Origin of the sequence: Pseudomonas sp. 13B_2.1_Bac1 (assembly GCF_025466155.1) — a bacterium.
In the GTDB taxonomy this organism is placed as follows: Bacteria; Pseudomonadota; Gammaproteobacteria; order Pseudomonadales; family Pseudomonadaceae; genus Aquipseudomonas; species Aquipseudomonas aylmerensis.
In genome coordinates, this window is record NZ_JANLOH010000086.1 from 17,473 (window position 1) to 38,656 (window position 21,184).

General features: G+C 61.8%; 14 protein-coding genes. 10 read left to right on the forward strand and 4 right to left on the reverse strand.

From position 1 onward, the window contains the following. Positions 1-49: 49 nt before the first annotated feature. Entirely contained in the window at positions 50-1,381 is a 1,332-nt protein-coding gene (locus tag NTD80_RS20010) for a phosphate ABC transporter substrate-binding/OmpA family protein (protein WP_262134680.1), read from the forward strand. Between the two features lie 208 nt (positions 1,382-1,589). Here NTD80_RS20010 and NTD80_RS20015 read toward each other — a convergent pair whose 3' ends face one another. Then, complete coding sequence (locus NTD80_RS20015) at positions 1,590-2,819, reverse strand: acyl-CoA dehydrogenase (RefSeq protein WP_029298342.1); 1,230 nt, start codon at positions 2,817-2,819, stop codon at positions 1,590-1,592. 151 nt (positions 2,820-2,970) lie between these two features. Here NTD80_RS20015 and NTD80_RS20020 point away from each other — a divergent pair, with 151 nt between their 5' ends. The 3 genes from NTD80_RS20020 (at position 2,971) to NTD80_RS20030 (ending at position 5,350) form a co-directional block, all read left to right on the forward strand. Further along, entirely contained in the window at positions 2,971-3,906 is a 936-nt protein-coding gene (locus tag NTD80_RS20020; RefSeq protein ID WP_017136514.1) for a LysR family transcriptional regulator, read from the forward strand. A 135-nt stretch (positions 3,907-4,041) separates the two neighbouring features. Next, complete coding sequence (locus NTD80_RS20025) at positions 4,042-4,434, forward strand: MerR family transcriptional regulator (protein WP_106803382.1); 393 nt, start codon at positions 4,042-4,044, stop codon at positions 4,432-4,434. 16 nt (positions 4,435-4,450) lie between these two features. Next, positions 4,451-5,350: a hydroxymethylglutaryl-CoA lyase gene (locus NTD80_RS20030; protein WP_262134681.1), complete on the forward strand. Its 900-nt coding sequence runs from the start codon at positions 4,451-4,453 to the stop codon at positions 5,348-5,350. A 550-nt stretch (positions 5,351-5,900) separates the two neighbouring features. On the opposite strand, the gene NTD80_RS20035 is transcribed toward NTD80_RS20030, so the two are convergent. Together NTD80_RS20035 and NTD80_RS20040 are read right to left on the reverse strand one after the other, a co-directional pair. Further along, entirely contained in the window at positions 5,901-11,078 is a 5,178-nt protein-coding gene (locus NTD80_RS20035; protein WP_262134682.1) for an NEL-type E3 ubiquitin ligase domain-containing protein, read from the reverse strand. Between the two features lie 81 nt (positions 11,079-11,159). Further along, positions 11,160-12,794: an AMP-binding protein gene (locus NTD80_RS20040; protein WP_213551209.1), complete on the reverse strand. Its 1,635-nt coding sequence runs from the start codon at positions 12,792-12,794 to the stop codon at positions 11,160-11,162. A gap of 150 nt (positions 12,795-12,944) precedes the next feature. Here NTD80_RS20040 and NTD80_RS20045 point away from each other — a divergent pair, with 150 nt between their 5' ends. Genes NTD80_RS20045 through NTD80_RS20060 form a run of 4 tightly spaced genes read left to right on the forward strand, consistent with a single transcriptional unit; the run spans position 12,945 to position 18,472 of the window. Continuing rightward, positions 12,945-14,108, forward strand: coding sequence for an isovaleryl-CoA dehydrogenase (locus NTD80_RS20045; RefSeq protein ID WP_262134683.1), 1,164 nt, complete (start codon positions 12,945-12,947; stop codon positions 14,106-14,108). A gap of 12 nt (positions 14,109-14,120) precedes the next feature. Next, positions 14,121-15,728, forward strand: coding sequence for a carboxyl transferase domain-containing protein (locus NTD80_RS20050; RefSeq protein WP_262134684.1), 1,608 nt, complete (start codon positions 14,121-14,123; stop codon positions 15,726-15,728). Between the two features lie 15 nt (positions 15,729-15,743). Next, on the forward strand, positions 15,744-16,550 hold the full coding sequence (locus NTD80_RS20055) for a gamma-carboxygeranoyl-CoA hydratase (RefSeq protein ID WP_065901076.1): 807 nt from the start codon (positions 15,744-15,746) through the stop codon (positions 16,548-16,550). Beyond that, positions 16,547-18,472 (forward strand): acetyl/propionyl/methylcrotonyl-CoA carboxylase subunit alpha, encoded by a 1,926-nt coding sequence (locus NTD80_RS20060; protein ID WP_262134685.1) that lies wholly within the window; start codon positions 16,547-16,549, stop codon positions 18,470-18,472. The genes NTD80_RS20055 and NTD80_RS20060 overlap by 4 nt, the downstream gene beginning before the upstream one ends. On the opposite strand, the gene NTD80_RS20065 is transcribed toward NTD80_RS20060, so the two are convergent. Then, positions 18,469-19,104 carry a LexA family protein gene (locus tag NTD80_RS20065; RefSeq protein WP_262134686.1) on the reverse strand — a complete coding sequence of 212 codons (636 nt, stop codon included), beginning with the start codon at positions 19,102-19,104 and terminating at the stop codon, positions 18,469-18,471. The two genes, NTD80_RS20060 and NTD80_RS20065, sit on opposite strands and share 4 nt — an antisense overlap. Before the next feature lie 131 nt (positions 19,105-19,235). Between NTD80_RS20065 and NTD80_RS20070 the strand changes: the two genes are divergently transcribed. Further along, the gene (locus tag NTD80_RS20070) at positions 19,236-19,586 is read left to right on the forward strand and encodes a DUF6124 family protein (RefSeq protein ID WP_065901086.1); all 351 of its coding nucleotides are present in this window, start codon (positions 19,236-19,238) and stop codon (positions 19,584-19,586) included. 462 nt (positions 19,587-20,048) lie between these two features. Beyond that, positions 20,049-21,184, forward strand: a 1,136-nt coding sequence (locus NTD80_RS20075; protein ID WP_262134687.1) for a M14-type cytosolic carboxypeptidase, incomplete at its 3' end; no start/stop codon positions are given.

The window sequence follows — 21,184 nt, forward strand, 5'->3', positions numbered from 1 at the left end:
TTGCTGACTTAATCTCGCCGCACCCCCTTTGGCTTGAGAAGGTGCCGGCATGATGCTGCGCGTTCTGTTAGTGCTGACCCTTTTTCCTCTCTTCGCTGTCGCTGCTTCCCTCCCCGTTCCCGAGCAAGGCCCCGCCTTGCGCATCCAGGGCTCCAACACCATCGGTGCGGCGCTCGGCCCCGCGTTGGTCAAGGGCTTGATGGAACATCAAGGCTTGCAGGGCGTGCACAGCGAACCTGGCGATGGCGCCAATGAACAGCGGGTCATCGGCAAGACACGCCAGGGCAAGACCGTGACCATCGAAGTCGCGGCCCACGGCTCCAGCACCGGATTTGCCGCACTTAAAAAAGCCGGCGCCGACCTTGCTGCGTCTTCGCGTCCGATCAAGGACAGCGAGCTGGTGGACCTCGAACCCCTGGGCGACCTGAAAAGCCCCGGCGCCGAGCAGGTGATCGCCATCGACGGCCTGGCCATCATCCTCAACCCGCAAAACCCACTGAACAGGTTGAACACCGAACAACTGGCGCAGATCTTCAACGGCGAAGCCAGCACCTGGGAGGCCCTCGGTGGCATCGGCGGGCCCATTCACGTGTACGCGCGCGATGATCAATCCGGCACTTACGACACGTTCAAGGAGCTGGTGCTGAATCGGCGCAGCAAGCCTCTCGTCGCATCAGCCAAGCGTTTCGAGTCCAGCGAAGCGCTGTCCGATGCGGTCAGCCAGGATCCCCAGGGCATCGGTTTCATCGGCCTGCCCTACGTGCGCCAGGCCAAGGCGCTGGCGATTGTCGACGGCGATTCGCAACCGATGCTGGCGCTCAACAGCCTGATCGCTACCGAGGATTACCCGCTGTCGCGCCGCTTGTTCTTTTACCTGCCACCGTCCGGGCACAACCCCTGGGCCAAGGCGCTGGTGGACTTCACCCAGACCAGCAAGGGCCAGGCGATCGTCGCGGCCAACGGGTTTATCGCACAGCAGGTGCAGGCGATCGCGGTGCAGCCACGTCCATCGATGCCCGAGGATTATCAGGCTATCGCCCGTGAGGCCCAGCGGCTGACGGTGAATTTTCGTTTCGAGGAAGGCAGCGCAAGCCTCGACAACAAGGCGCGCCAGGATCTGCAGCGCGTGGTGACGTACCTGAAAAGCCATGAAAAGCTGGATAAACAAGTGACGCTGGTGGGCTTCGGCGACGCCAAGAACGACCCGCAGCGCGCCGCGCTGCTGTCGAAGTTGCGCGCGATGGCGGTGCGCCGTGAGCTGGTCAAGAGCGGCGTGGTACTGCGCGATATCCGTGGGTTCGGCGCGCAGATGCCGGTGGCGGCGAATACGGCGGACGAGGGGCGGATCAAGAATCGGCGGGTGGAGGTGTGGGTGTACTGAAAAGCGCCAAGCAAGCGCCCACTAACCACCCACCCTGTGGTGAGCGGGCTTGCCCCGCGTTGGGCTGCGCAGCAGGCCCCATCAAGAAGGCCGCGGCCCATCAGGTAAATAGAGTGCTCAGGTTTCAGGGGGGGCTTCGCCCCAACGCGGGCAAGCCCGCTCACCACAATCCCGCTCACCACAATGGAGCGCGTTTCGAGCGGCCTTTTTACTGCCCGCTGCGCATCAACTCTTTAGGCACATATTTGCCGATCTCGAACTTGCCGATCGCTGCGCGGTGCACTTCGTCCGGGCCGTCGGCCAGGCGCAGGGTGCGTTGCATGGCGTACATGTAAGCCAGCGGGAAGTCGTTGGACACACCGGCGCCGCCGTGGATCTGGATCGCGCGGTCGATCACCTTCAAGGCGACGTTCGGTGCCACCACCTTGATCTGGGCGATTTCGCTTTTCGCCACTTTATTGCCCACGGTGTCCATCATGTAGGCGGCCTTCAAGGTCAGCAGGCGCGCCATGTCGATTTCCATGCGCGAGTCGGCGATCTTGTCGATATTGCCGCCCAGGCGCGCCAACGGCTTGCCGAAGGCGGTGCGGCTGACGGAGCGCTTGCACATCAGTTCCAGTGCGCGCTCGGCCATGCCGATTGAGCGCATGCAGTGGTGGATACGGCCCGGGCCAAGGCGCCCCTGGGCGATCTCGAAGCCACGGCCTTCACCGAGCAGCACGTTTTCATACGGCACACGCACGTTGTCAAACAGCACTTCGGCATGGCCGTGGGGGGCGTCGTCGTAACCGAATACCGGCAGCGGCCGGACGATTTTCACGCCGGGGGCGTCCACCGGCACCAGGATCATCGAGTGTTGCTGGTGGCGCGGCGCGTCCGGATTGCTCAGGCCCATGAAGATCAGAATCTTGCAGCGCGGGTCGCAGGCGCCGGAGGTCCACCACTTTTTACCGTTGATCACCCACTCGTCGCCCTGGCGCTCGGCGCGGGCGGCCATGTTGGTGGCGTCCGAGGAGGCCACATCCGGCTCGGTCATGGCGAATGCCGAGCGAATCTCGCCGCGCAGCAGCGGTTCGAGCCAGCGTTGTTTCTGTTCTTCATTGGCGTAGCGCACCAGCACTTCCATGTTGCCGGTGTCGGGAGCGGAGCAGTTGAACGGCTCCGGGCCCAGCAGCGAGCGACCCATGATTTCGGCCAGCGGCGCGTATTCAAGGTTGGTCAGGCCGGCGCCCAGTTCGGATTCGGGCAGAAACAGGTTCCACAGGCCTTCGGCCTTAGCCTTGGCTTTCAGCTCTTCCATGATGGCGGTGGGCTGCCAGCGATCACCTTCGCTGACCTGGCGTTCGAACACCGGCTCGGCCGGGTAAACGTAAGCATCCATGAACGCAGTGACGCGTTCACGCAGTTCCTGAACCTTGGGCGAATAGGCGAAATCCATGAGCAGCTCCCTTCTCTGAGAGGTTGTTTAGGTCATGCAATCGATGCTAGAACAGCGCTGATAATTTACCTAGCCTATTCTCGGCGTGTATTAACATTCATCACCGATATATGATCGGCGTATGGACACCTAACAATAAGAGCGCAACGAAATGAATCTGAGCAAGGTCGACCTCAACCTGTTTATCGTCTTTGACGCGATCTACACCGAAGCCAACCTGACCCGCGCCGGGCAGATTGTCGGCATTACCCAGCCGGCGGTGTCCAACGCCCTGGCGCGTCTTCGGGAAACCTTCAACGACCCGCTGTTCGTGCGCACCGCCCAGGGCATGGTGCCTACGCCGATGGCGCAGAACATCATCGGCCCGGTGCGCAATGCGCTATCGTTGCTGCGGGTGTCGGTGCAGGAAAGCCGCATCTTCAACCCGCAGCAGGCGGCCAAGACCTATCGCATCAGCATGACCGACCTCACCGAGGCGGTGATTCTGCCCCTGCTGTTCCAGCGCCTGCGCCGCCTGGCGCCGACCGTGGTGATCGAGAGCTTCCTGTCCAAACGCCGCGAGACCACCAAGGAACTGGCGGCCGGGCGCCTGGATTTTGCCGTGGATGCGCCGCTCAATACCGACCCGCAAGTGCGCCACGTCAAGCTGATGGAAGACCGCTACGTGTGTGCCATGCGCAAGGGCCACCCGATGGCGGGCAAGGACAAATTCACCCTGGATGACTACCTGTCGCTGACCCACATTCATATCTCCAGCCGCCGCAACGGCCTGGGCCACGTCGACCTGGCCCTGGGCAAGATGGGCATCCAGCGCAAGATCGCCCTGCGCTCCCAGCATTACCTGATGGCCTCGCAGGTGCTGCAGCAGACCGACATGGTCATGACCGTGCCGGAGCGTTTCGCCCGTCGCCATGAACTGCACTGGTTCAACCTGCCGGTCAACGATGTGCCGCCGGTGGAAACCCACCTGTACTGGCACGAAAGCACCGACCAGGACCCGGCCAATCGCTGGATGCGCGAGCAGATGATCGAGCTGTGCCAGCAAGTGACCGCGCATGAGAAGAAGCTCGATGGCAAGCAGGCCTGACCCCGGGTGGGCGGACTTGCTGTGGCGAGCGGGCTTGCCCTGCGTCGGGCGGCGAAGCAGCCCCCTGAGCAATCCGCCTTGACGTAAACGTCAACCTGACATTAGCTTAGCGCCAAGACCTTCTTGAGCGCCCCCATGAGCACCACCTACAGCATCTCCGACCTCGCCCGCGAGCTCGACATCACGACCCGCGCCATTCGCTTCTATGAAGAACAAGGCCTGCTGGCCCCGGAACGCCGGGGCCAGGAGCGCATCTACTCGGCGCGTGACAAGGTCAGCCTGAAGCTGATCCTGCGCGGCAAGCGCATTGGCTTTTCCCTGGCCGAGTGTCGCGAGCTGATCGAACTCTACGACCCCACCAGCGGCAACCATATCCAGCTCAACAGCATGCTCGCGAAGATCGCCGAGCGCCGTGAGCAACTGGAGCAACAGTTGCTGGATATCGAACAGATGAAACTGGAACTGGACACCGCCGAAGAGCGCTGCACCCAGGCCCTCGCCCAGACCATGAATCAGGCCGGTCATTAACCAGAAGGTAGCTGCCATGCCCCTCCCCTCACACGTACGCCTGGTGGAAGTCGGCCCGCGCGACGGTTTGCAGAACGAAGCCCAGCCCATCAGCGTGGCCGACAAGGTTCACCTGGTGGATGCCCTCAGCGCGGCGGGCTTGAGCTATATCGAAGTCGGCAGCTTTGTCTCGCCCAAGTGGGTGCCGCAGATGGCCGGCTCTGCCGAGGTGTTCGCGCAGATCCAGCGCAAGCCCGGCGTGACCTACGGCGCACTGGCGCCGAACCTGCGCGGCTTTGAAGACGCGCTGGCGGCCGGGGTGAAGGAAGTCGCAGTGTTTGCCGCGGCGTCCGAGGCGTTTTCCCAGCGCAACATCAACTGTTCCATCAGTGAAAGCCTGGAACGCTTTGCGCCGCTGATGGCACAGGCCAGGCAGCACGGCATCAGCGTGCGTGGCTATGTGTCCTGTGTGCTGGGCTGTCCGTACGAGGGCGAGATCGCGCCGGAGCAAGTGGCGGCGGTCGCGCGCGAACTGTATGCGATGGGCTGCTATGAAGTGTCCCTGGGCGACACCATCGGCACCGGCACGGCAGGCGCCACTCGCAGGTTGTTCGACGTGGTGGGCGCGCAGGTGCCACGCGACAAGTTGGCCGGCCACTTCCATGACACCTATGGCCAGGCCATCGCCAATATCTACGCCAGCCTGCTCGAAGGTATCAATGTGTTCGACAGCTCTATCGCGGGCCTCGGCGGCTGCCCCTACGCCAAGGGCGCCAGCGGTAACGTCGCCACCGAAGACGTGCTCTACCTGCTCAATGGCCTGGGCATTCACACCGGTGTCGACCTGGACGCATTGATGCGCGCGGGCCAGCACATCAGCCAGGTGTTGGGCCGGCCTACCGGCTCGAGGGTGGCCAAGGCACGTAACGCCAGTTGAGTAGCGCGGGCGTGACAATGTGTTACCGCACAGCTACACATCGAGTAACACGGGAACATATTTTGTCGCATTTGCCGTAGGCCGTTGCCCACACAAAATTTAAATCATTGATTTTAAAGGGTTTTGTAAAGTTGGCACGGCTTCTGCTATCTCTATGGCATAACAAGAATAAAAAGCGCCAAACCTAATAAAAATAAGACGAAACGACTCTGACATAACAAAAACAACACGGCAGAGACGCAGCTAACAGATTTTTTTGGAGAAGATGTGCTTCGCAGGGTACGGCGTGCCGCAACCCGCAACCGGTTAGAGAAAAATAAAACTACCTCAGGTAGCTACCCACTGGTTGGATCGATAACGAAGAAGCAGATCAGCGCTCAAAAAAATACGTTTGCTCTTGACCCCGGATGGGGGTCGCCAAAAACAGCGGTAAAGGGTAACGGTTGCCAAAAACAACAATAGACCGCCCCTCAATAATAAAAAAAGAGCACGCAACGACAAATTAAAGGGGACCCTCGGGTCCCCTTTGTGCTTTCTGCACTTCACGCGTTTACAGCGATGTGCCTTCCTGGGCCGCAGCGTTGTTAAGCACCTTGCGTGTCAGGGTTCGCAGCGCACGCTGTTCCAGCGCCTGACGTGCGGTACTCACCTGCTTGAGTTGCGTCTCGAAAAAAGCACTCTGCATCGAGCCCGCCACCAGCACTTCATCCCTATGCTTGCCCAACAGCCCCGCCAGCCGGTCGGCCGCCTCGTTATAGTTTGCCTGCCACACGTCTTTCGTAGCCTGGTCTGCTGCACTGTCTTTCTCACCTTCAAGATCCGACAGTTCGAACAATGCGGTGCTTTTCTCGTCGAGCACCGCCAGTTCCGGCGTCATCAGCGCGTTCAGCTCTTTTGGGTAGCGGGTACGAAGGTGCTTTTCCCAGAACGTACGCCCTACAAAAAAGGACTCCTCCTCCCCGACATTGCGTTCGTCACGCAACACACGTGCATAAGCCTCATCAATCGCTTCGGAACTGACACTGGCCTGGTGGGGAAACAGCATTTCACGGGCGTTGATCGGCAACCCCAGCCGGTCTGCAAGGCGGATACGATAAGCCAGGATGACTTCGACCTGCTCAGTGAACCCGGGCGTCCTGGCCTCAACATCGCGCTGCGCAATAGCGTCCACCAGGCTTAGACGGAACAGCTTCCTGGCAGTGGCTATCAGTGCACCTTCAGCGTCCTCCGTTTGCGCCAATGCGAGCGCCCTGGCACCCAAAAGCTCACTCTCAAGGTTCATGAATTCAACCGCACTGCCGTCGCCACAGGTGACTCGATCGTCGGCGATGGAAAATAACGCCTCCCGAATAGGCTGGCTTTCGCTTGCCGCCTCAAGCATGTCCCAAACCCGCCGCGCGAGTATGGGCCGCGTCGTTTTACTGGTGTACTCGGCACTGCGGGTGGTGTCGGCCAATACCGTAAAAAAAGCCGCCGAATCAGGGCTGGCGATAAGCTCGTCCCAGACCTCGCCACGTTGCGCCAACGCGGTGGCCGACGCCCCATCCAACCAGCGCCCGCGCGCTTCACTCGCCGTTACGTGCTCGTCCCATCGCGGCTCGTTCAGTGGCGCGCCGATTCGAAGGCGCGCACGGGTGGCCGCCGAAAATGGGTTGTCGTGCACGTTGATGCGCTCCAGATGCTGGTAAGCATACTCAGGCAACGTGATGATCTGGTTTGTGTGCAAGTCGATACGGGCCAGATGTGACAAACGTTCGGCACCGACGGGAAAACGGGTGGTGCCGGTATTGGGCAGGTACAACTGGTTCAACTGCCGCATGCCGCTCAGGGCCGCCGACCAACCCAACCGTCGATTGTGCCCCAGGTTCAGGATCTTCAACTGCTGCATGCTCTCCAGGCGCAATCGGCTCGGCTCGCTCAGCTGGATATCATTGCCTTGCAAGTAGAGTTTGGTCAGCCCTGCCCCGCCGTCTCGAAACGCCGGCAGTTGGGTTAAATTGTTTTCGCTCATGTTCAGCCAGCGCAAACCACCAAACGCCTGGAGAAAAGCCAACGAATCGTCTGAAAGCCCCATTCCTCGTAATTTCAAATGGCCCACATGATCCATATTGGCGCTGATCGCAGGCAGCTCACCGATCACTTCTTCGGATAGATCCAGCACATGGCCGATCGGCGTGCCGTCCCCCGCAAATGCCTGCGTGCTACCTCGCTGCCAGGCGTGTTTGATCGCCGCCGAGACTCTGCGCCTTGCACTCGCATAGCCCGATTCCTCTCCCTGCCAGTTGACCAGCGCTTTGTTCAGATCGAAAAACTCGGTTTCCAGGTGCGCCAGCCTCGCCAATAGCACGGCATCCGCCGCGCCTTGAAGCCCGAGCAGGGTCTCGACTTCCGCCAGGGACCTGGAGGGGTAAAGCAGCATGGCTTTCATCGTGCAAACAAACGGACGCTGTGCAGCGCCGCCGACCGGACTCAGCGGATAACCTATACGCCCATCCGCCAGACGCATCGGGGATTTGAAGCCGGGCCTGATCGTTTGCAGGCCCAGCGCGCGCCGGCTTGCCTGCTCGCTCAGCGGCAGGTGCGCCAGTTCTGCTTTCAAGGCCTGGGTGGCGGATCGCAACGCTGGCCAGTGGGTGAACTGACCGCCGCTGGCGGTCCACAGCGCACTGAAAAAGGCGTCCTTGTCACTGCGCCAATAGAGTCGTTGCTGCGGCCCGCTATATAGCATCCACTCCTTCATGTCGCTGCGGATCAGGCGAAGTTGCGTGGGGGCGTCCCTATTGCCGACCCGGTCCAGTACAGGCCCCTCATACGTATCCGCGCGCAACTCAAGACACACCCCTTCCAGTTTCCCCGGGATGGCGGCCAGCTTGTGCAGCGCCAGGTGTACACCGTCCATTGTGAGTTGGTTGTCGAACAGCAGGTCGGCATGCGCGCGCATGACCCGCGCTTTCTGCGCGTAACGGCGTGCCTCCTCGGCCAATCGCAACGGTAAGCGTGATGTGGTTTCACTACGGCGTGCCAGCTCCTCGGGCCTGGCATGGGCGACTATTTCTTCGGCGGCCAATTTAGGCAAGCTGGGAAAGCTGCGCCGCAGCCACTGGACATGGACGTCACTGGAGATATCACCGGCCGACATGTCCAGATTGAACAGCTCACCCCGGGTGTTTTGAGCCGCTTTCAGCAAACGATCCCGGTACCTTGCGGCCCTGGCCGCAGGTGTGCGTTGTTCGCGCATCAGTTGCGCCATACGCTTTTCGGTGAAGGTCGGTTTACCGTCAACGGACCGCTCACCGGGTGAAATGATGCCCATCAGCATCTGCTGCCACAGTACTTTGCGTTCGACCTCGTCCTCTCCCAACAATCCGCGTATTTCATCTTCAGTCATTTGCTCAAGCATTGGAGGAAGCAGGGCACCACTGTCGAGCTGTTCAGGCTGCAACTTGACCACCTCCCGCGGGTTTCGCACTTTGGCTGAAAGCCACGTCAGATCGCCTTCGGAATCAAAGGCCAGCAGCACCCGCGATTTAGGCCACATGCCATTATCGATCAACAACTTCACTTGCATGAACCAGTCGACGCGGCTGTACACGTCGGGGTCGGAACTACTCAGTCGGTCGATGAAAGCCTGGTGCTTGGTGGCGCACTCAAATCGGCGCAGCATGTCTCTGAAGAGTGGCGGCGGCGCCTGGTGCTCGACGTACATCTGGCGCAACTCGTCATCCGACACACCGCTGAATAGCCGCGCCTGCTCGAGTTGGCTGTCGCTCAGGTGATCGACCGTATGGCCAATGCGCCGTAGCAAGGTCTTGCGGTCCCACGTCAGGGGTTGTTCGAACTCATGGACCCAGGCGCCCACGCCGTTAGGGTGGATGCGCGGTGCATAACGTGAATCGCCGTCGGGATGCAGGAGCCTGGATTCACCCTCGGCGCTGATGGCGACCTTGTAGTGACCACCGGCGGCTGCCGGCAGGTACAGGCCTCCCTCGTGCGCATACAGCCCCTGCGCGTTCGGGCGCAGCCCTTTGGGCAAGGCGATCCGGTGCAGGTATTGCCCCGGATTGATACTGTGCAAACGCGTACGCCCGCCGAATTCCACGTGCACCAGGCGCTTGATAAAGGCCGTGTCTTTGGCTGCCATCAGCACTTTGGGCACCGCCAGCCCCGCCAGATCCAGCCCCACCGCCGCAAAGTGCGCCCAGGCCGTGCGGGTGTCACCTTCGGACCACGCTTCAACGCCTTCGCCTATCTCATAGACCATCTGCACGGCCGCAACGACCAGCATGGCCTCCCCCAGGAAGGGCACCACGAAAGACGCCACATTGAGAATATCCAGCGCCGTGCCGCCCCATGACCAAAGCCGGGCCTTATCGGCCTGATCGTCCATCGATTGGGTGGAGACCGCAGCGGCACTGGCGTTGTCCATGATCAGCTGGATACGCTGCATCGCGCAGTTCATCCAGACATCACGCCATGCGGCGCCATACTTCCCCTGGTCGGTGATTCGACCTTTATTGGCGGGGACAAAATCCTCATCCTCGGCATGCGCCGCGTCGGGGTCAAGCACGACCTTGAGCCGGGTAAAAAACCGGTACTGATCGGCAAGCGGCACGAACTGGCTGAAAAATTTCCGGTATTCGGCCTGGCACAGGCGTGTGGTCAAGTGGTCGGTGAAGGCGGCTATGTGTTCGTAGCTCTTGAGTGGATAAAGCGGATCGCCAGGGATATACACCATGCAGGGCAGCGCCACGTACTGGGCATTCCTTGGGCTGTCCGGCCACTCCACCGCACCTATGACCAGGATGTTCTTGATGGAAATATTGCACAGCCGCAACGGCGAAAACTTGACCGCTTTTCCTGACCACTTACCGGTGGACTGATTAACCAGCAGGTTGCAGATCAACTGGTATTGCTCAGGCAGGATATCGCCCTTCATCACGGCGATTTCTGCTGCCAGCTCCAATTGGTTTCGGTGGCTGATGATCAGGCTGCTGTACAACTTGCCCGTCGACTGGTTCTCGGTTCCTGGCGCAATATGGCGGTTGATGGCGGCTCGCAGGTATTCATAGTAGGAACGCCCCAGGTCCAGCTCCCTGCACAGTTGGGCAAACGCATGGGCCTGGATGTCGAGCTTGAGCGACTTTACATTGGCCGAGGTGTGCACCAGCGCGCCTGAATACCGGTGAAAATCGTACCCGGTGATCAAGTGACAGTCCGCGCACACCGGCTCATTCGCCTGATCCGGAGCAAAGTTATTCAGCGCCGCCTCCAACAGGCTGACACCTTTATACGAATAAAACTGCGGTCCCAAGTCGCTGGCGCGCGTGGTCGAGACCTCAGTGAGCTGCGCGTCGCAGCTGGTTTGTTCGAATTTGCGCGCATAGAACACCTTCCTGGTGTCCAGCCGTTTCCCGAACTTTTGTTCGATCGCGGCCACCAACAGCGGCTCGGCATACTCTGCCGGTGGCTTCAGCTCACCGAGCATCTGATCCAGTTGGTTCAACGACGCCCGGCTGCGCTGGTGGACCTTGCCCAGGCGGTCCCTGTCAGCTGGCGGGGCCTTTTTGTACCAGTCGGGAATACGCAGGTCCAATGACGCCAGTTCAATTTTGCGGCTGCCCTGCGCCTCGGTGTACCAGTCGGGAGTATTGTCCTTGATGACACTCAGGTGCGGACTTTGCAGGTCCGAAACTCTGTCGGCGGGTGGGTCAGTGATGCTGTCTGTCATGCGTGTAGCCTTCGAGTGGCGAAATATTGCGCCACTCTAGGCAACACCCGCGCGCGGGACGCGGTAGGCATGCACCCCGCATCAGCGGCGGATGTTCAGCTCCTCGATGCTGATCTCGCGCATGCGGAATTTCTGGATCTTGCCGGTCACCGTCATCGGAAACTCATCCACGAACTTGAAGTGCCGGGGCGTCTTGAAGTGTGCGATGCGCCCCTTGCACCAGGTCTGCAGTTCCAGCGCATTGGCCACATGCCCCGGATGGAACTTGACCCAGGCGACGATCTCCTCGCCGTAACGCGCATCCGGAATACCGATGATCTGCACATCGGCCACCGCCGGATGGGTGAAGAAGAACTCCTCCAGCTCGCGCGGATAGACGTTTTCCCCACCGCGAATGATCATGTCCTTGTTGCGCCCGGCAATGCTCACATAGCCGTGCTCATCCATGCTCGCCAGGTCGCCGGTGTGCATCCAGCCGGCGTCGTCGATTGCCTCGCGGGTGGCGTCGGGGTTGTTCCAATAACCGAGCATCACGCTGTAGCCACGGGTGCACAACTCGCCGATCTCACCGCGTGCAACCGTATTGCCATCGGTGTCGATGATCTTGCTTTCCAACTGCGGCTGGGTGCGGCCGACGGTGGTCACGCGGCGCTCCAGGTCATCCTCCGCGCCGGTTTGCAGCGACACCGGGCTGGTTTCGGTCATGCCGTAGGCAATCTGCACCTCGCCCATGTGCAGCTCGCTGATGACCCGGCGCATCACCTCGATGGGGCACGTGGCGCCGGCCATGATGCCGGTGCGCAAGGTCGCCAGGTCGAACTCGCCGCGGCGTGGGTCATCGAGCATCGCGATGAACATCGTCGGTACCCCATAGAGACCGGTGGCGCGCTCTTCAGCGACGGCGCTCAAGGTCAGCAACGGGTCGAAGCCGTCATTGGGGTAGATCATGGTGGTGCCGTGGGTGATGCAACCGAGGTTACCCATGACCATGCCGAAGCAGTGATACAGCGGCACCGGGATGACCAGGCGGTCTTGCGCGGTCAGGCCCAGGCTTTCGCCGACCATGTAGCCGTTATTGAGAATGTTGTGGTGACTGAGGGTGGCCCCCTTGGGGAAGCCGGTGGTGCCGGAGGTGTACTGGATGTTGACGGCTTGATCGAAGTGCAGGCTGGCCTGGCGAGTACGCAAGTGTTCGGGCGGGATGCCGGCGCCGAGTGCCGCCAACTGCGCCCAGGGCAGGAATCCCGGCGGCGGGCTGGGGTCGAGGCTGATAAGCCCGCGCAGGTCGGGCTTCAATTCCTGCAACATGGCATGGTAATCGGAGGTCTTGAACGACCCGGCACACACCAGCCACTGGCAGCCGGACTGCTTGAGCACGTACTCCAGCTCACTGCTGCGATAGGCCGGGTTGATATTCACCAGGATCACCCCGAGCTTGGCGCTGGCGATCTGGCTGATGCACCACTCGGCGCAGTTGGGGGCCCAGATGCCCAGGCGATCACCGGTCTGCATGCCCAGGGCGAGGAACGCACGCGCATGCAGATCCACCGCCTCGGCCAGTTGCCGCCAGGTGTAGCGGCGCTGCTGGTGGCGGACAATCAACGCTTCGCCATCGGGGTATTGCGCGACGGTGTGATCGAAGGCCTGGCCAATGGTCATGGCCAGCAAGGCCTTGTCCTGCGTGCCACGACTGTAGCTCTGGTTCGGTTGATCCATAACGACCCCTGTTGTCTTTTTTGTAGGTTGACGTAAACGTAAACTACGATTGACAGCGCCTTAACGCAAGCTTACGTTAACGTAAAGGTGAGCGCCCTTCCCTGGCGCGCCATCCACACAACAACAAAGCTCACATTAAGGTGCCTGTCCATGAGTTACCCGTCCCTGAACTTCGCCCTCGGTGAAACCATCGACATGCTGCGCGACCAGGTGCAGTCCTTCGTGGCCAAGGAAATCGCCCCGCGCGCGGCACAGATCGACATCGACAACCTGTTCCCCGCCGACCTGTGGCGCAAGTTCGGTGACATGGGCCTGCTCGGCATTACCGTGCCGGAAGAATACGGCGGCGCCGGCCTGGGTTACCTGGCCCACGTGGTCGCCATGGAAGAGATCAGCCGCGGCTCGGCGTCGGTGGCGTTGTCCTACGGCGCTCACTCCAACCTGTGTGTGAACCAGATCAACCGCAACGGCAACCACGCGCAGAAGCTCAAGTACCTGCCACAGCTGATCAGTGGCGAACACGTGGGTGCGCTGGCCATGAGCGAACCGAACGCCGGCTCCGACGTGGTCTCGATGAAACTGCGCGCCGACAAACGCGGCGACCGCTACGTGCTCAACGGCAGCAAGACCTGGATCACCAACGGCCCCGACGCCAGCACGTATGTGATCTACGCCAAGACCGACCTGGAAAAAGGCCCCCACGGCATCACAGCATTTATCGTCGAGCGCGACTGGAAAGGCTTCAGCCGCAGCACCAAGTTCGACAAGCTGGGCATGCGCGGCTCCAACACCTGCGAGCTGTTTTTCGATGATGTGGAAGTGCCCGAGGAGAACATTCTCGGCGTGCTCAATGGCGGCGTGAAAGTGCTGATGAGCGGCCTCGACTACGAACGCGTGGTGCTTTCCGGCGGCCCCACCGGGATCATGCAGGCGTGCATGGACCTGATCGTGCCGTACATCCACGACCGCAAGCAGTTCGGCCAGAGCATCGGCGAATTCCAGCTGATCCAGGGCAAGGTCGCCGACATGTACACCCAACTCAACGCCAGCCGCGCCTACCTCTACGCGGTGGCCCAGGCTTGCGAGCGCGGCGAAACCACGCGCAAGGACGCCGCCGGGGTGATCCTCTACAGCGCCGAACGCGCCACGCAAATGGCCCTCGACGCGATCCAGATCCTGGGCGGCAACGGCTATATCAACGAATTCCCCGCTGGGCGCCTGCTGCGTGACGCCAAGCTGTATGAAATCGGCGCCGGCACCAGCGAGATTCGGCGGATGCTGATCGGTCGCGAACTCTTCAACGAAACCCGCTGAAGGAGCGCACTCATGGCCACCCTGCACACCCAGCTCAACCCGCGCTCGGCGGAATTCGTCGCCAACAGCGCGGCAATGCACCAACAGGTCGACGCCCTGCACACCCTGCTCGCCCATGTGCAGCAAGGTGGCGGCGCCAAGGCCCAGGAACGCCACACCTCGCGCGGCAAGCTGCTGCCACGCGAGCGCATCAATCGCCTGCTCGACCCGGGCTCGCCGTTCCTTGAGCTCAGCCAACTGGCCGCCCATCAGGTGTACGGCGAGGACGTGCCCGCCGCCGGGGTGATCGCCGGGATCGGCCGCGTCGAAGGTGTCGAGTGCATGATCGTTGCCAACGACGCCACGGTGAAAGGTGGCTCCTACTACCCGCTCACGGTGAAAAAACACCTGCGCGCCCAGACCATTGCCGAGCAGAACCGCCTGCCGTGCATCTACCTGGTCGACTCCGGCGGCGCCAACCTGCCGCGCCAGGACGAGGTATTCCCCGACCGCGAGCACTTCGGACGGATCTTCTTCAACCAGGCCAACATGAGCGCCCAGGGCATCCCGCAGATCGCCGTGGTAATGGGCTCGTGCACCGCCGGCGGCGCCTATGTGCCGGCGATGGCCGACGAAGCGATCATGGTGCGCAACCAGGCGACCATCTTTCTCGCCGGGCCGCCACTGGTGAAGGCTGCGACCGGTGAAGTGGTCAGCGCCGAAGACCTCGGCGGTGCGGACGTGCATTGCAAGGTTTCCGGCGTGGCCGACCACTATGCCGACAACGACGAACACGCGCTGGCCCTGGCCCGGCGCAGCGTAGCCAACCTCAACTGGCGCAAGCAGGGTCAGGTAAGCCAACGCCCGCCCGTGGCGCCGTTGTACAGCAGCGAAGAGCTCTACGGCGTGATCCCGGCCGATGCCAAGCAGCCATTCGATGTGCGCGAAGTGATCGCGCGGCTGGTCGACGGTTCGGTGTTCGATGAATTCAAGGCGCTGTTTGGCACCACGCTGGTATGCGGCTTCGCGCACTTGCACGGCTACCCGATTGCGATCCTCGCCAACAACGGGATTCTCTTCGCCGAAGCCGCACAAAAAGGCGCGCACTTCATCGAACTGGCCTGCCAACGCGGGATTCCGTTGCTGTTCCTGCAGAACATCACCGGCTTCATGGTCGGGCAAAAATATGAGGCCGGCGGCATCGCCAAGCATGGCGCCAAGCTGGTCACCGCGGTGGCCTGCGCCAAGGTGCCGAAGTTCACCGTGATCATCGGCGGCAGTTTCGGTGCCGGCAACTACGGCATGTGCGGCCGCGCCTATGACCCGCGTTTCCTGTGGATGTGGCCCAACGCGCGCATCGGTGTGATGGGCGCCGAACAGGCGGCAGGCGTGCTGGTGCAGGTCAAGCGCGAGCAGGCCGAGCGGGCCGGCCATGGGTTCAGCGCCGAAGAAGAGGCCGCGATCAAGCAGCCGATCCTCGATCAGTATGAAACTCAGGGCCATCCCTACTATTCCAGTGCGCGCCTGTGGGACGACGGGGTCATCGACCCGCTGCAGACCCGCGACGTGCTGGCCCTGGCCCTGTCCGCCGCACTGAACGCCCCGATCGAGCCGAGCCGCTTCGGCGTGTTCCGCATGTAAATGGAGCTATACCCCATGAGCGACTTCAACACCCTCGAACTGATCACCGACAGCCGTGGATTTGCCACGCTGTGGCTCAGTCGTGAAGCCAAGAACAACGCGTTCAATGCCGAGATGATCCGCGAGCTGATCATCGCCCTCGACCAGGTCCAGGCAGATGCGTCCCTGCGTTTCCTGGTCCTGCGCGGGCGCGGCAAGCACTTCAGCGCCGGCGCCGACCTGGCCTGGATGCAGCAGTCGGCCGAGCTGGATTACCACACCAACCTGGACGACGCCCGCGAGCTGGCGGAATTGATGTACAACCTGGCCAAGTTGAAAATCCCCACCCTGGCAGTCGTGCAAGGCGCGGCCTATGGCGGTGCGCTGGGCTTGATCAGTTGCTGCGACATGGCCATCGGCGCCGACGACGCGCAGTTCTGCCTGTCCGAAGTGCGCATCGGCCTGGCACCGGCAGTGATCAGCCCGTTTGTGGTCCAGGCCATTGGCGAGCGTGCTGCGCGCCGCTATGCCCTGACTGCCGAACGTTTTGGCGGCCAGCGTGCGCGGGAAATCGGCCTGTTGGCGGAAAGCTATCCCCTCGGCGAACTCGACGGGCAAGTGGAACAGTGGATCGCCAACCTGCTGCAGAACAGCCCGGCGGCGATGCGCGCCAGTAAGGACCTGCTGCGCGAGGTCGGCAACGGTGCACTTACCCCGGCCCTGCGCCGCTATTGCGAAAATGCCATTGCGCGTATCCGTGTCAGCGCCGAAGGCCAGGAAGGCTTGCGCGCCTTCCTGCAAAAACGTCAGCCAGGCTGGCAGGCACAGGAGCCGCGTTCATGAGTACATTGACCACCGTGCTGGTGGCCAACCGTGGCGAAATTGCCTGCCGGGTAATGCGCACCGCCAAGGCCATGGGCCTGACCACCGTCGCCGTGCACAGCGCCATCGACCGCGATGCGCGGCACAGCCGCGAAGCCGACATACGTGTCGACCTGGGTGGCAGCAAGGCCACCGAGAGCTACCTGCAGATCGACAAACTGATCGCCGCCGCCCAGGCCAGCGGCGCCCAGGCGATCCATCCGGGCTACGGCTTCCTGTCGGAAAATGCCGGCTTTGCCCGTGCGATCGAAGCCGCTGGCTTGATATTCCTCGGCCCGCCCGCCTCGGCCATCGACGCCATGGGCAGCAAGTCGGCGGCCAAGGCCCTGATGGAAACAGCCGGCGTGCCGTTGGTGCCCGGTTATCACGGCGAAGCCCAGGACCTCGACACCTTTCGCGCCGCCTGCGAACGCATTGGCTATCCGGTGCTGCTCAAGGCCACCGCCGGCGGTGGCGGCAAGGGCATGAAGGTGGTCGAGGACGTCAGCCAATTGGCCGAAGCCCTGGCGTCTGCCCAGCGTGAGGCGCTGTCGTCGTTCGGCAACGCGCAAATGCTGGTAGAGAAATACCTGCTTAAGCCACGCCATGTGGAAATCCAGGTGTTTGCCGACCAGCATGGGCATTGCCTGTACCTCAATGAACGCGATTGCTCGATCCAGCGGCGCCACCAGAAAGTCGTCGAAGAAGCACCGGCACCCGGCCTGAGCGTTGAACAACGCCGGGCGATGGGTGAGGCGGCGGTGCGTGCGGCCCAGGCCATCGGCTATGTCGGCGCGGGCACCGTGGAGTTCTTGCTGGATGCGCGTGGCGACTTCTTCTTCATGGAGATGAACACGCGGCTGCAGGTGGAGCATCCGGTCACGGAAGCGATTACCGGCCTGGACCTGGTGGCCTGGCAGATTCGTGTCGCCCAGGGTGAGGCGCTGCCGATCACGCAGGAACGGGTGCCGCTGATCGGCCATGCGATTGAAGTGCGCCTGTATGCCGAGGACCCGGTGAATGATTTCCTGCCCGCCACCGGGCACCTGGCGCTGTACCGCGAATCGGCCCCTGGCCCGGGCCGCCGGGTGGACAGCGGCGTCGAACAGGGCGACAACGTCTCGCCGTTCTATGACCCGATGCTCGGCAAGTTGATTGCCTGGGGCGAGAACCGTGAACAGGCGCGGCTGCGCCTGTCGACCATGCTCGATGAGTTTGCCGTCGGCGGGCTGAAGACCAACTTGAGTTTCCTGCGGCGCATTATCGGCCATCCGGCATTTGCCGCCGCCGAGCTGGATACCGGGTTCATTGCGCGTTATCAGGAGGAATTGCTGCCGGTGCCCGGCGCCTTGAGCGACGCGTTCTGGCAGGCCGCGGGTGCGGCGTTCATGCAGAGCTTGCCGGCGGCTGACGGGCCTTGGGCGGACAACCGTGGCCTGCGCCTCGGCTTGCCGGCCGAGGTGTCGCTGCACTTGACCTGCAATGGGCAGGATCGGCTGGTCACGCTGGCGGCAGATGCCGCGCAGTTGCACGGCGAGCAGTTGCTGACCGAGCATCAGGGCGTGCGTCGCGCGCATCTCGCAGTTCGCAGCGAAGACACTGTGTTCCTGCGCTGGGACAATGAAGTGTACGGCGTGAGCCTGTTCGATCCGATCGCTGCGGTCGACGCCAACCAGTCGCATCAGGGCGGCCTGACGGCGCCGATGAATGGCAGCATCGTGCGGGTGCTGGTGGATGTTGGCCAAACGGTGGAGGCCGGCACGCAGTTGGTGGTGCTGGAAGCCATGAAGATGGAGCACAGCATCCGTGCGCCCCAGGCTGGGGTGGTCAAGGCACTGTTCTGCCAGGAAGGCGAAATGGTTGCCGAGGGCGCGGCGTTGGTGGAACTCGACGCGGCGGGCTAGAACTTTGCCGTGGCCTGCACGACGACGCCCAGGATGCGACACGCGTCGGTGAGCAACTGTTTTGGGTAGGTGGGGTTGAGCGGCACCAGGTACCGCTGGCCGCTCTCCTCGAGCAGCTGGCGGAAGGTCGCCTGGGGATGGCCGGCCCATTGGGCAACCACCAGTTTGCCCGGTTCGGCCGCCAACGCCGGGTCGACCAGGATCATTGACCCGGCGCCGATGCTGAGACCACTGGGCGCGGTCATTGCGTCGCCGCTGACCGGCAGCCAGAAGGCCTCGCCACGGGCGTGGTAATCGGTCAGTTCGAAGCGGGCAGCGCCATAGGCCGGGCGCTCTTCGCGCAGTTCGCACAGGCCTTTCCAGTCGCTGACCGGGTAGCGGAAATACGGGTTGTAGCGGGTCGGCGCAGCCCGGTCCCCGGCGGTCTTTTCGCGGATCTGCAGCACCACTTCCAGATACCCCAGCCCCAGCTCTTCGAGCACCCGGTTCATGTCCGCCAGGCTCGGTACCCGGCGCTTGTTGAGCCAATGCCCGATCCCGCCCTGGGACATGCCCAAGCGCTCGGCGAGTTCGACCTGCGTGACCTTGCGGTCTTCCATGTTGGCCTTGACCAACGCTATCCAGTTATCCATGGCGCCAGACGATACGTCACGGATTTCCCAGGGCAATAAACAGTTTGTAGTAATCCATAAAACGACATGAATACGATACGTACTATCATCGAACTCAAGGTTTTAGACACTCACCCCAGAGCACCGCCCTTATGACGACGAGCCCGTATCTCCTGCCTGACCCTTGCGAAAATGCCGACTTGCACGACCTGCGCAGCAGCGGCGCAGCACAGCGCGCATTGGACTTTTACTTGAAAGAAAATATGTCGACGCCAACCCCGGACGGGACGTTCTTCGCCATCAAGCCGGGCATCAGCCAGGAGGAAGCCCTGGTGCACGCCTCGGACCTGTTGCGCAGTGCTGCGGCCACCGCCTACGAATCAGCGAGCAGCCATCAGGGCAACCAACGCGACCTGGCCTTTTCAGTGGTGTATTTGATTGATATGGCGAAGGCGATGGTGGAGCGATCACTGCAAGCGCCTGACGCTCAGGCGAGCGCGTAAGCGGCGCGAAGGAAAAATATTTCTATCACACGGATAAAAACATTTGACTTGCAAATGATAATGATTATTATTGGACCCAGCTGATCGCGAGATCAGTCGATAGACCAAGGGACCTTAGGTCGGACTCTTGGAATATCTCCTCATCAGGCTAATCACGGTTTTTGACCCGGCTCTTTGGCCGGGTCTTTTTTTGCCAGTTTTCCTGGCATGGCTTCAGGCTAATGAAGACTGTGTGTTGCTCGATGGCGCGCATGGTAGCAAAAGACCATCGTCAAAAGAAAGCCGTGCGAGCGCTCTAGCCCAGTTCTCTGTGAAATAGCGCTTGAGAATCAATCTCATAGATTCTAAGCTGCGGCGGCGTCAGGGACGACGCCCCCCCTCCTCCGCAACAATTTTGCGTCCAGTCTTTACCAGACTCGTGTGTAAGATAGCCGCCACAACTCATACTCAGGCAACCAGACTATGACCGTGGCCTTGACCTCCATCAAGATCAGCACCGACTTCGACAGTGGCAATATCCAGGTGCTCGACGCCAGCGACGCCTACCAGTTGCTGTTGGCGATCAACCCGGATACGCGCAGCCAACATTTCCAGTGGTTCCACTTCAAGGCCGAAGGCATGCACGTGGGCCACACCCACACGTTCCGCCTGAGCAACGCCGGCAAGTCGTCCTACCGCCATGCGTGGAGCGGCTACAACGCGGTGGCCTCCTACGACCATATCAACTGGTTCCGTGTGCCCACACGCTTTGACGGCGAGATCCTGCACATCAGCCTCGAGACGCGCGAGAAGCACGCCTGGATTGCCTACTTCGAGCCCTACAGCCGTGAACGCCATGACGGGCTGATCGCCCAGGCCCTGAGCCGTGCGGGCACCCAATTGCTGGCCACCGGTAAAAGTGTCGAAGGCCGTGATATCCCCTTGCTGCGTCGCGGCAAGGGCGGCGAAGGCCGACGCAAGGTCTGGATCATTGCCCAGCAGCACCCTGGTGAGCACATGGCCGAATGGTTTATGGAAGGCATCATTGAACGCCTGCAGCAGGACGGTGACGCCGAGCTGAAAAAACTGCTGGCGGTGGCCGACCTCTACCTGGTGCCCAACATGAACCCGGACGGCGCCTTCCACGGCCACCTGCGCACCAACGCCATGGGCCAGGACCTCAACCGGGCCTGGCAGAGCGCCAGCCAGGAACTCAGCCCGGAAGTGCTGTTCGTGCAGCAGCAGATGGAAAAATACGGCGTCGACCTGTTCCTGGATATCCACGGCGACGAGGAAATCCCCTATGTGTTTACCGCCGGTTGCGAAGGCAACCCCGGCTACACCCCGCGCATCGAAGCCCTGGAGAAACACTTCCGCAGCCACTTGAGCGCCCTGACCCGCGACTTCCAGACCGTTCACGGCTACACCCGCGACCTGCCGGGCGAGGCCAACATGACCCTGGCCTGCAACGCGGTCGGCGAGAAATACGACTGCCTGTCACTGACCCTGGAAATGCCCTTCAAGGACAACGACGACGCCCCCAACCCGCACACCGGCTGGTCGGGTAAACGTTCGATACAGTTGGGCAAGGATGTGTTGAGCACCGTGGCCGATATCGT

What these genes read in the sequence shown, in the direction of transcription:
- NTD80_RS20010 (WP_262134680.1), top strand. Translation starts at nt 50, where the DNA reads ATGATGCTGCGCGTTCTGTTAGTGCTGACCCTTTTTCCTCTCTTCGCT.
- NTD80_RS20015 (WP_029298342.1), bottom strand. Translation starts at nt 2,819, where the DNA reads ATGGATTTCGCCTATTCGCCCAAGGTTCAGGAACTGCGTGAACGCGTC.
- NTD80_RS20020 (WP_017136514.1), top strand. Translation starts at nt 2,971, where the DNA reads ATGAATCTGAGCAAGGTCGACCTCAACCTGTTTATCGTCTTTGACGCG.
- NTD80_RS20025 (WP_106803382.1), top strand. Translation starts at nt 4,042, where the DNA reads ATGAGCACCACCTACAGCATCTCCGACCTCGCCCGCGAGCTCGACATC.
- NTD80_RS20030 (WP_262134681.1), top strand. Translation starts at nt 4,451, where the DNA reads ATGCCCCTCCCCTCACACGTACGCCTGGTGGAAGTCGGCCCGCGCGAC.
- NTD80_RS20035 (WP_262134682.1), bottom strand. Translation starts at nt 11,078, where the DNA reads ATGACAGACAGCATCACTGACCCACCCGCCGACAGAGTTTCGGACCTG.
- NTD80_RS20040 (WP_213551209.1), bottom strand. Translation starts at nt 12,794, where the DNA reads ATGGATCAACCGAACCAGAGCTACAGTCGTGGCACGCAGGACAAGGCC.
- NTD80_RS20045 (WP_262134683.1), top strand. Translation starts at nt 12,945, where the DNA reads ATGAGTTACCCGTCCCTGAACTTCGCCCTCGGTGAAACCATCGACATG.
- NTD80_RS20050 (WP_262134684.1), top strand. Translation starts at nt 14,121, where the DNA reads ATGGCCACCCTGCACACCCAGCTCAACCCGCGCTCGGCGGAATTCGTC.
- NTD80_RS20055 (WP_065901076.1), top strand. Translation starts at nt 15,744, where the DNA reads ATGAGCGACTTCAACACCCTCGAACTGATCACCGACAGCCGTGGATTT.
- NTD80_RS20060 (WP_262134685.1), top strand. Translation starts at nt 16,547, where the DNA reads ATGAGTACATTGACCACCGTGCTGGTGGCCAACCGTGGCGAAATTGCC.
- NTD80_RS20065 (WP_262134686.1), bottom strand. Translation starts at nt 19,104, where the DNA reads ATGGATAACTGGATAGCGTTGGTCAAGGCCAACATGGAAGACCGCAAG.
- NTD80_RS20070 (WP_065901086.1), top strand. Translation starts at nt 19,236, where the DNA reads ATGACGACGAGCCCGTATCTCCTGCCTGACCCTTGCGAAAATGCCGAC.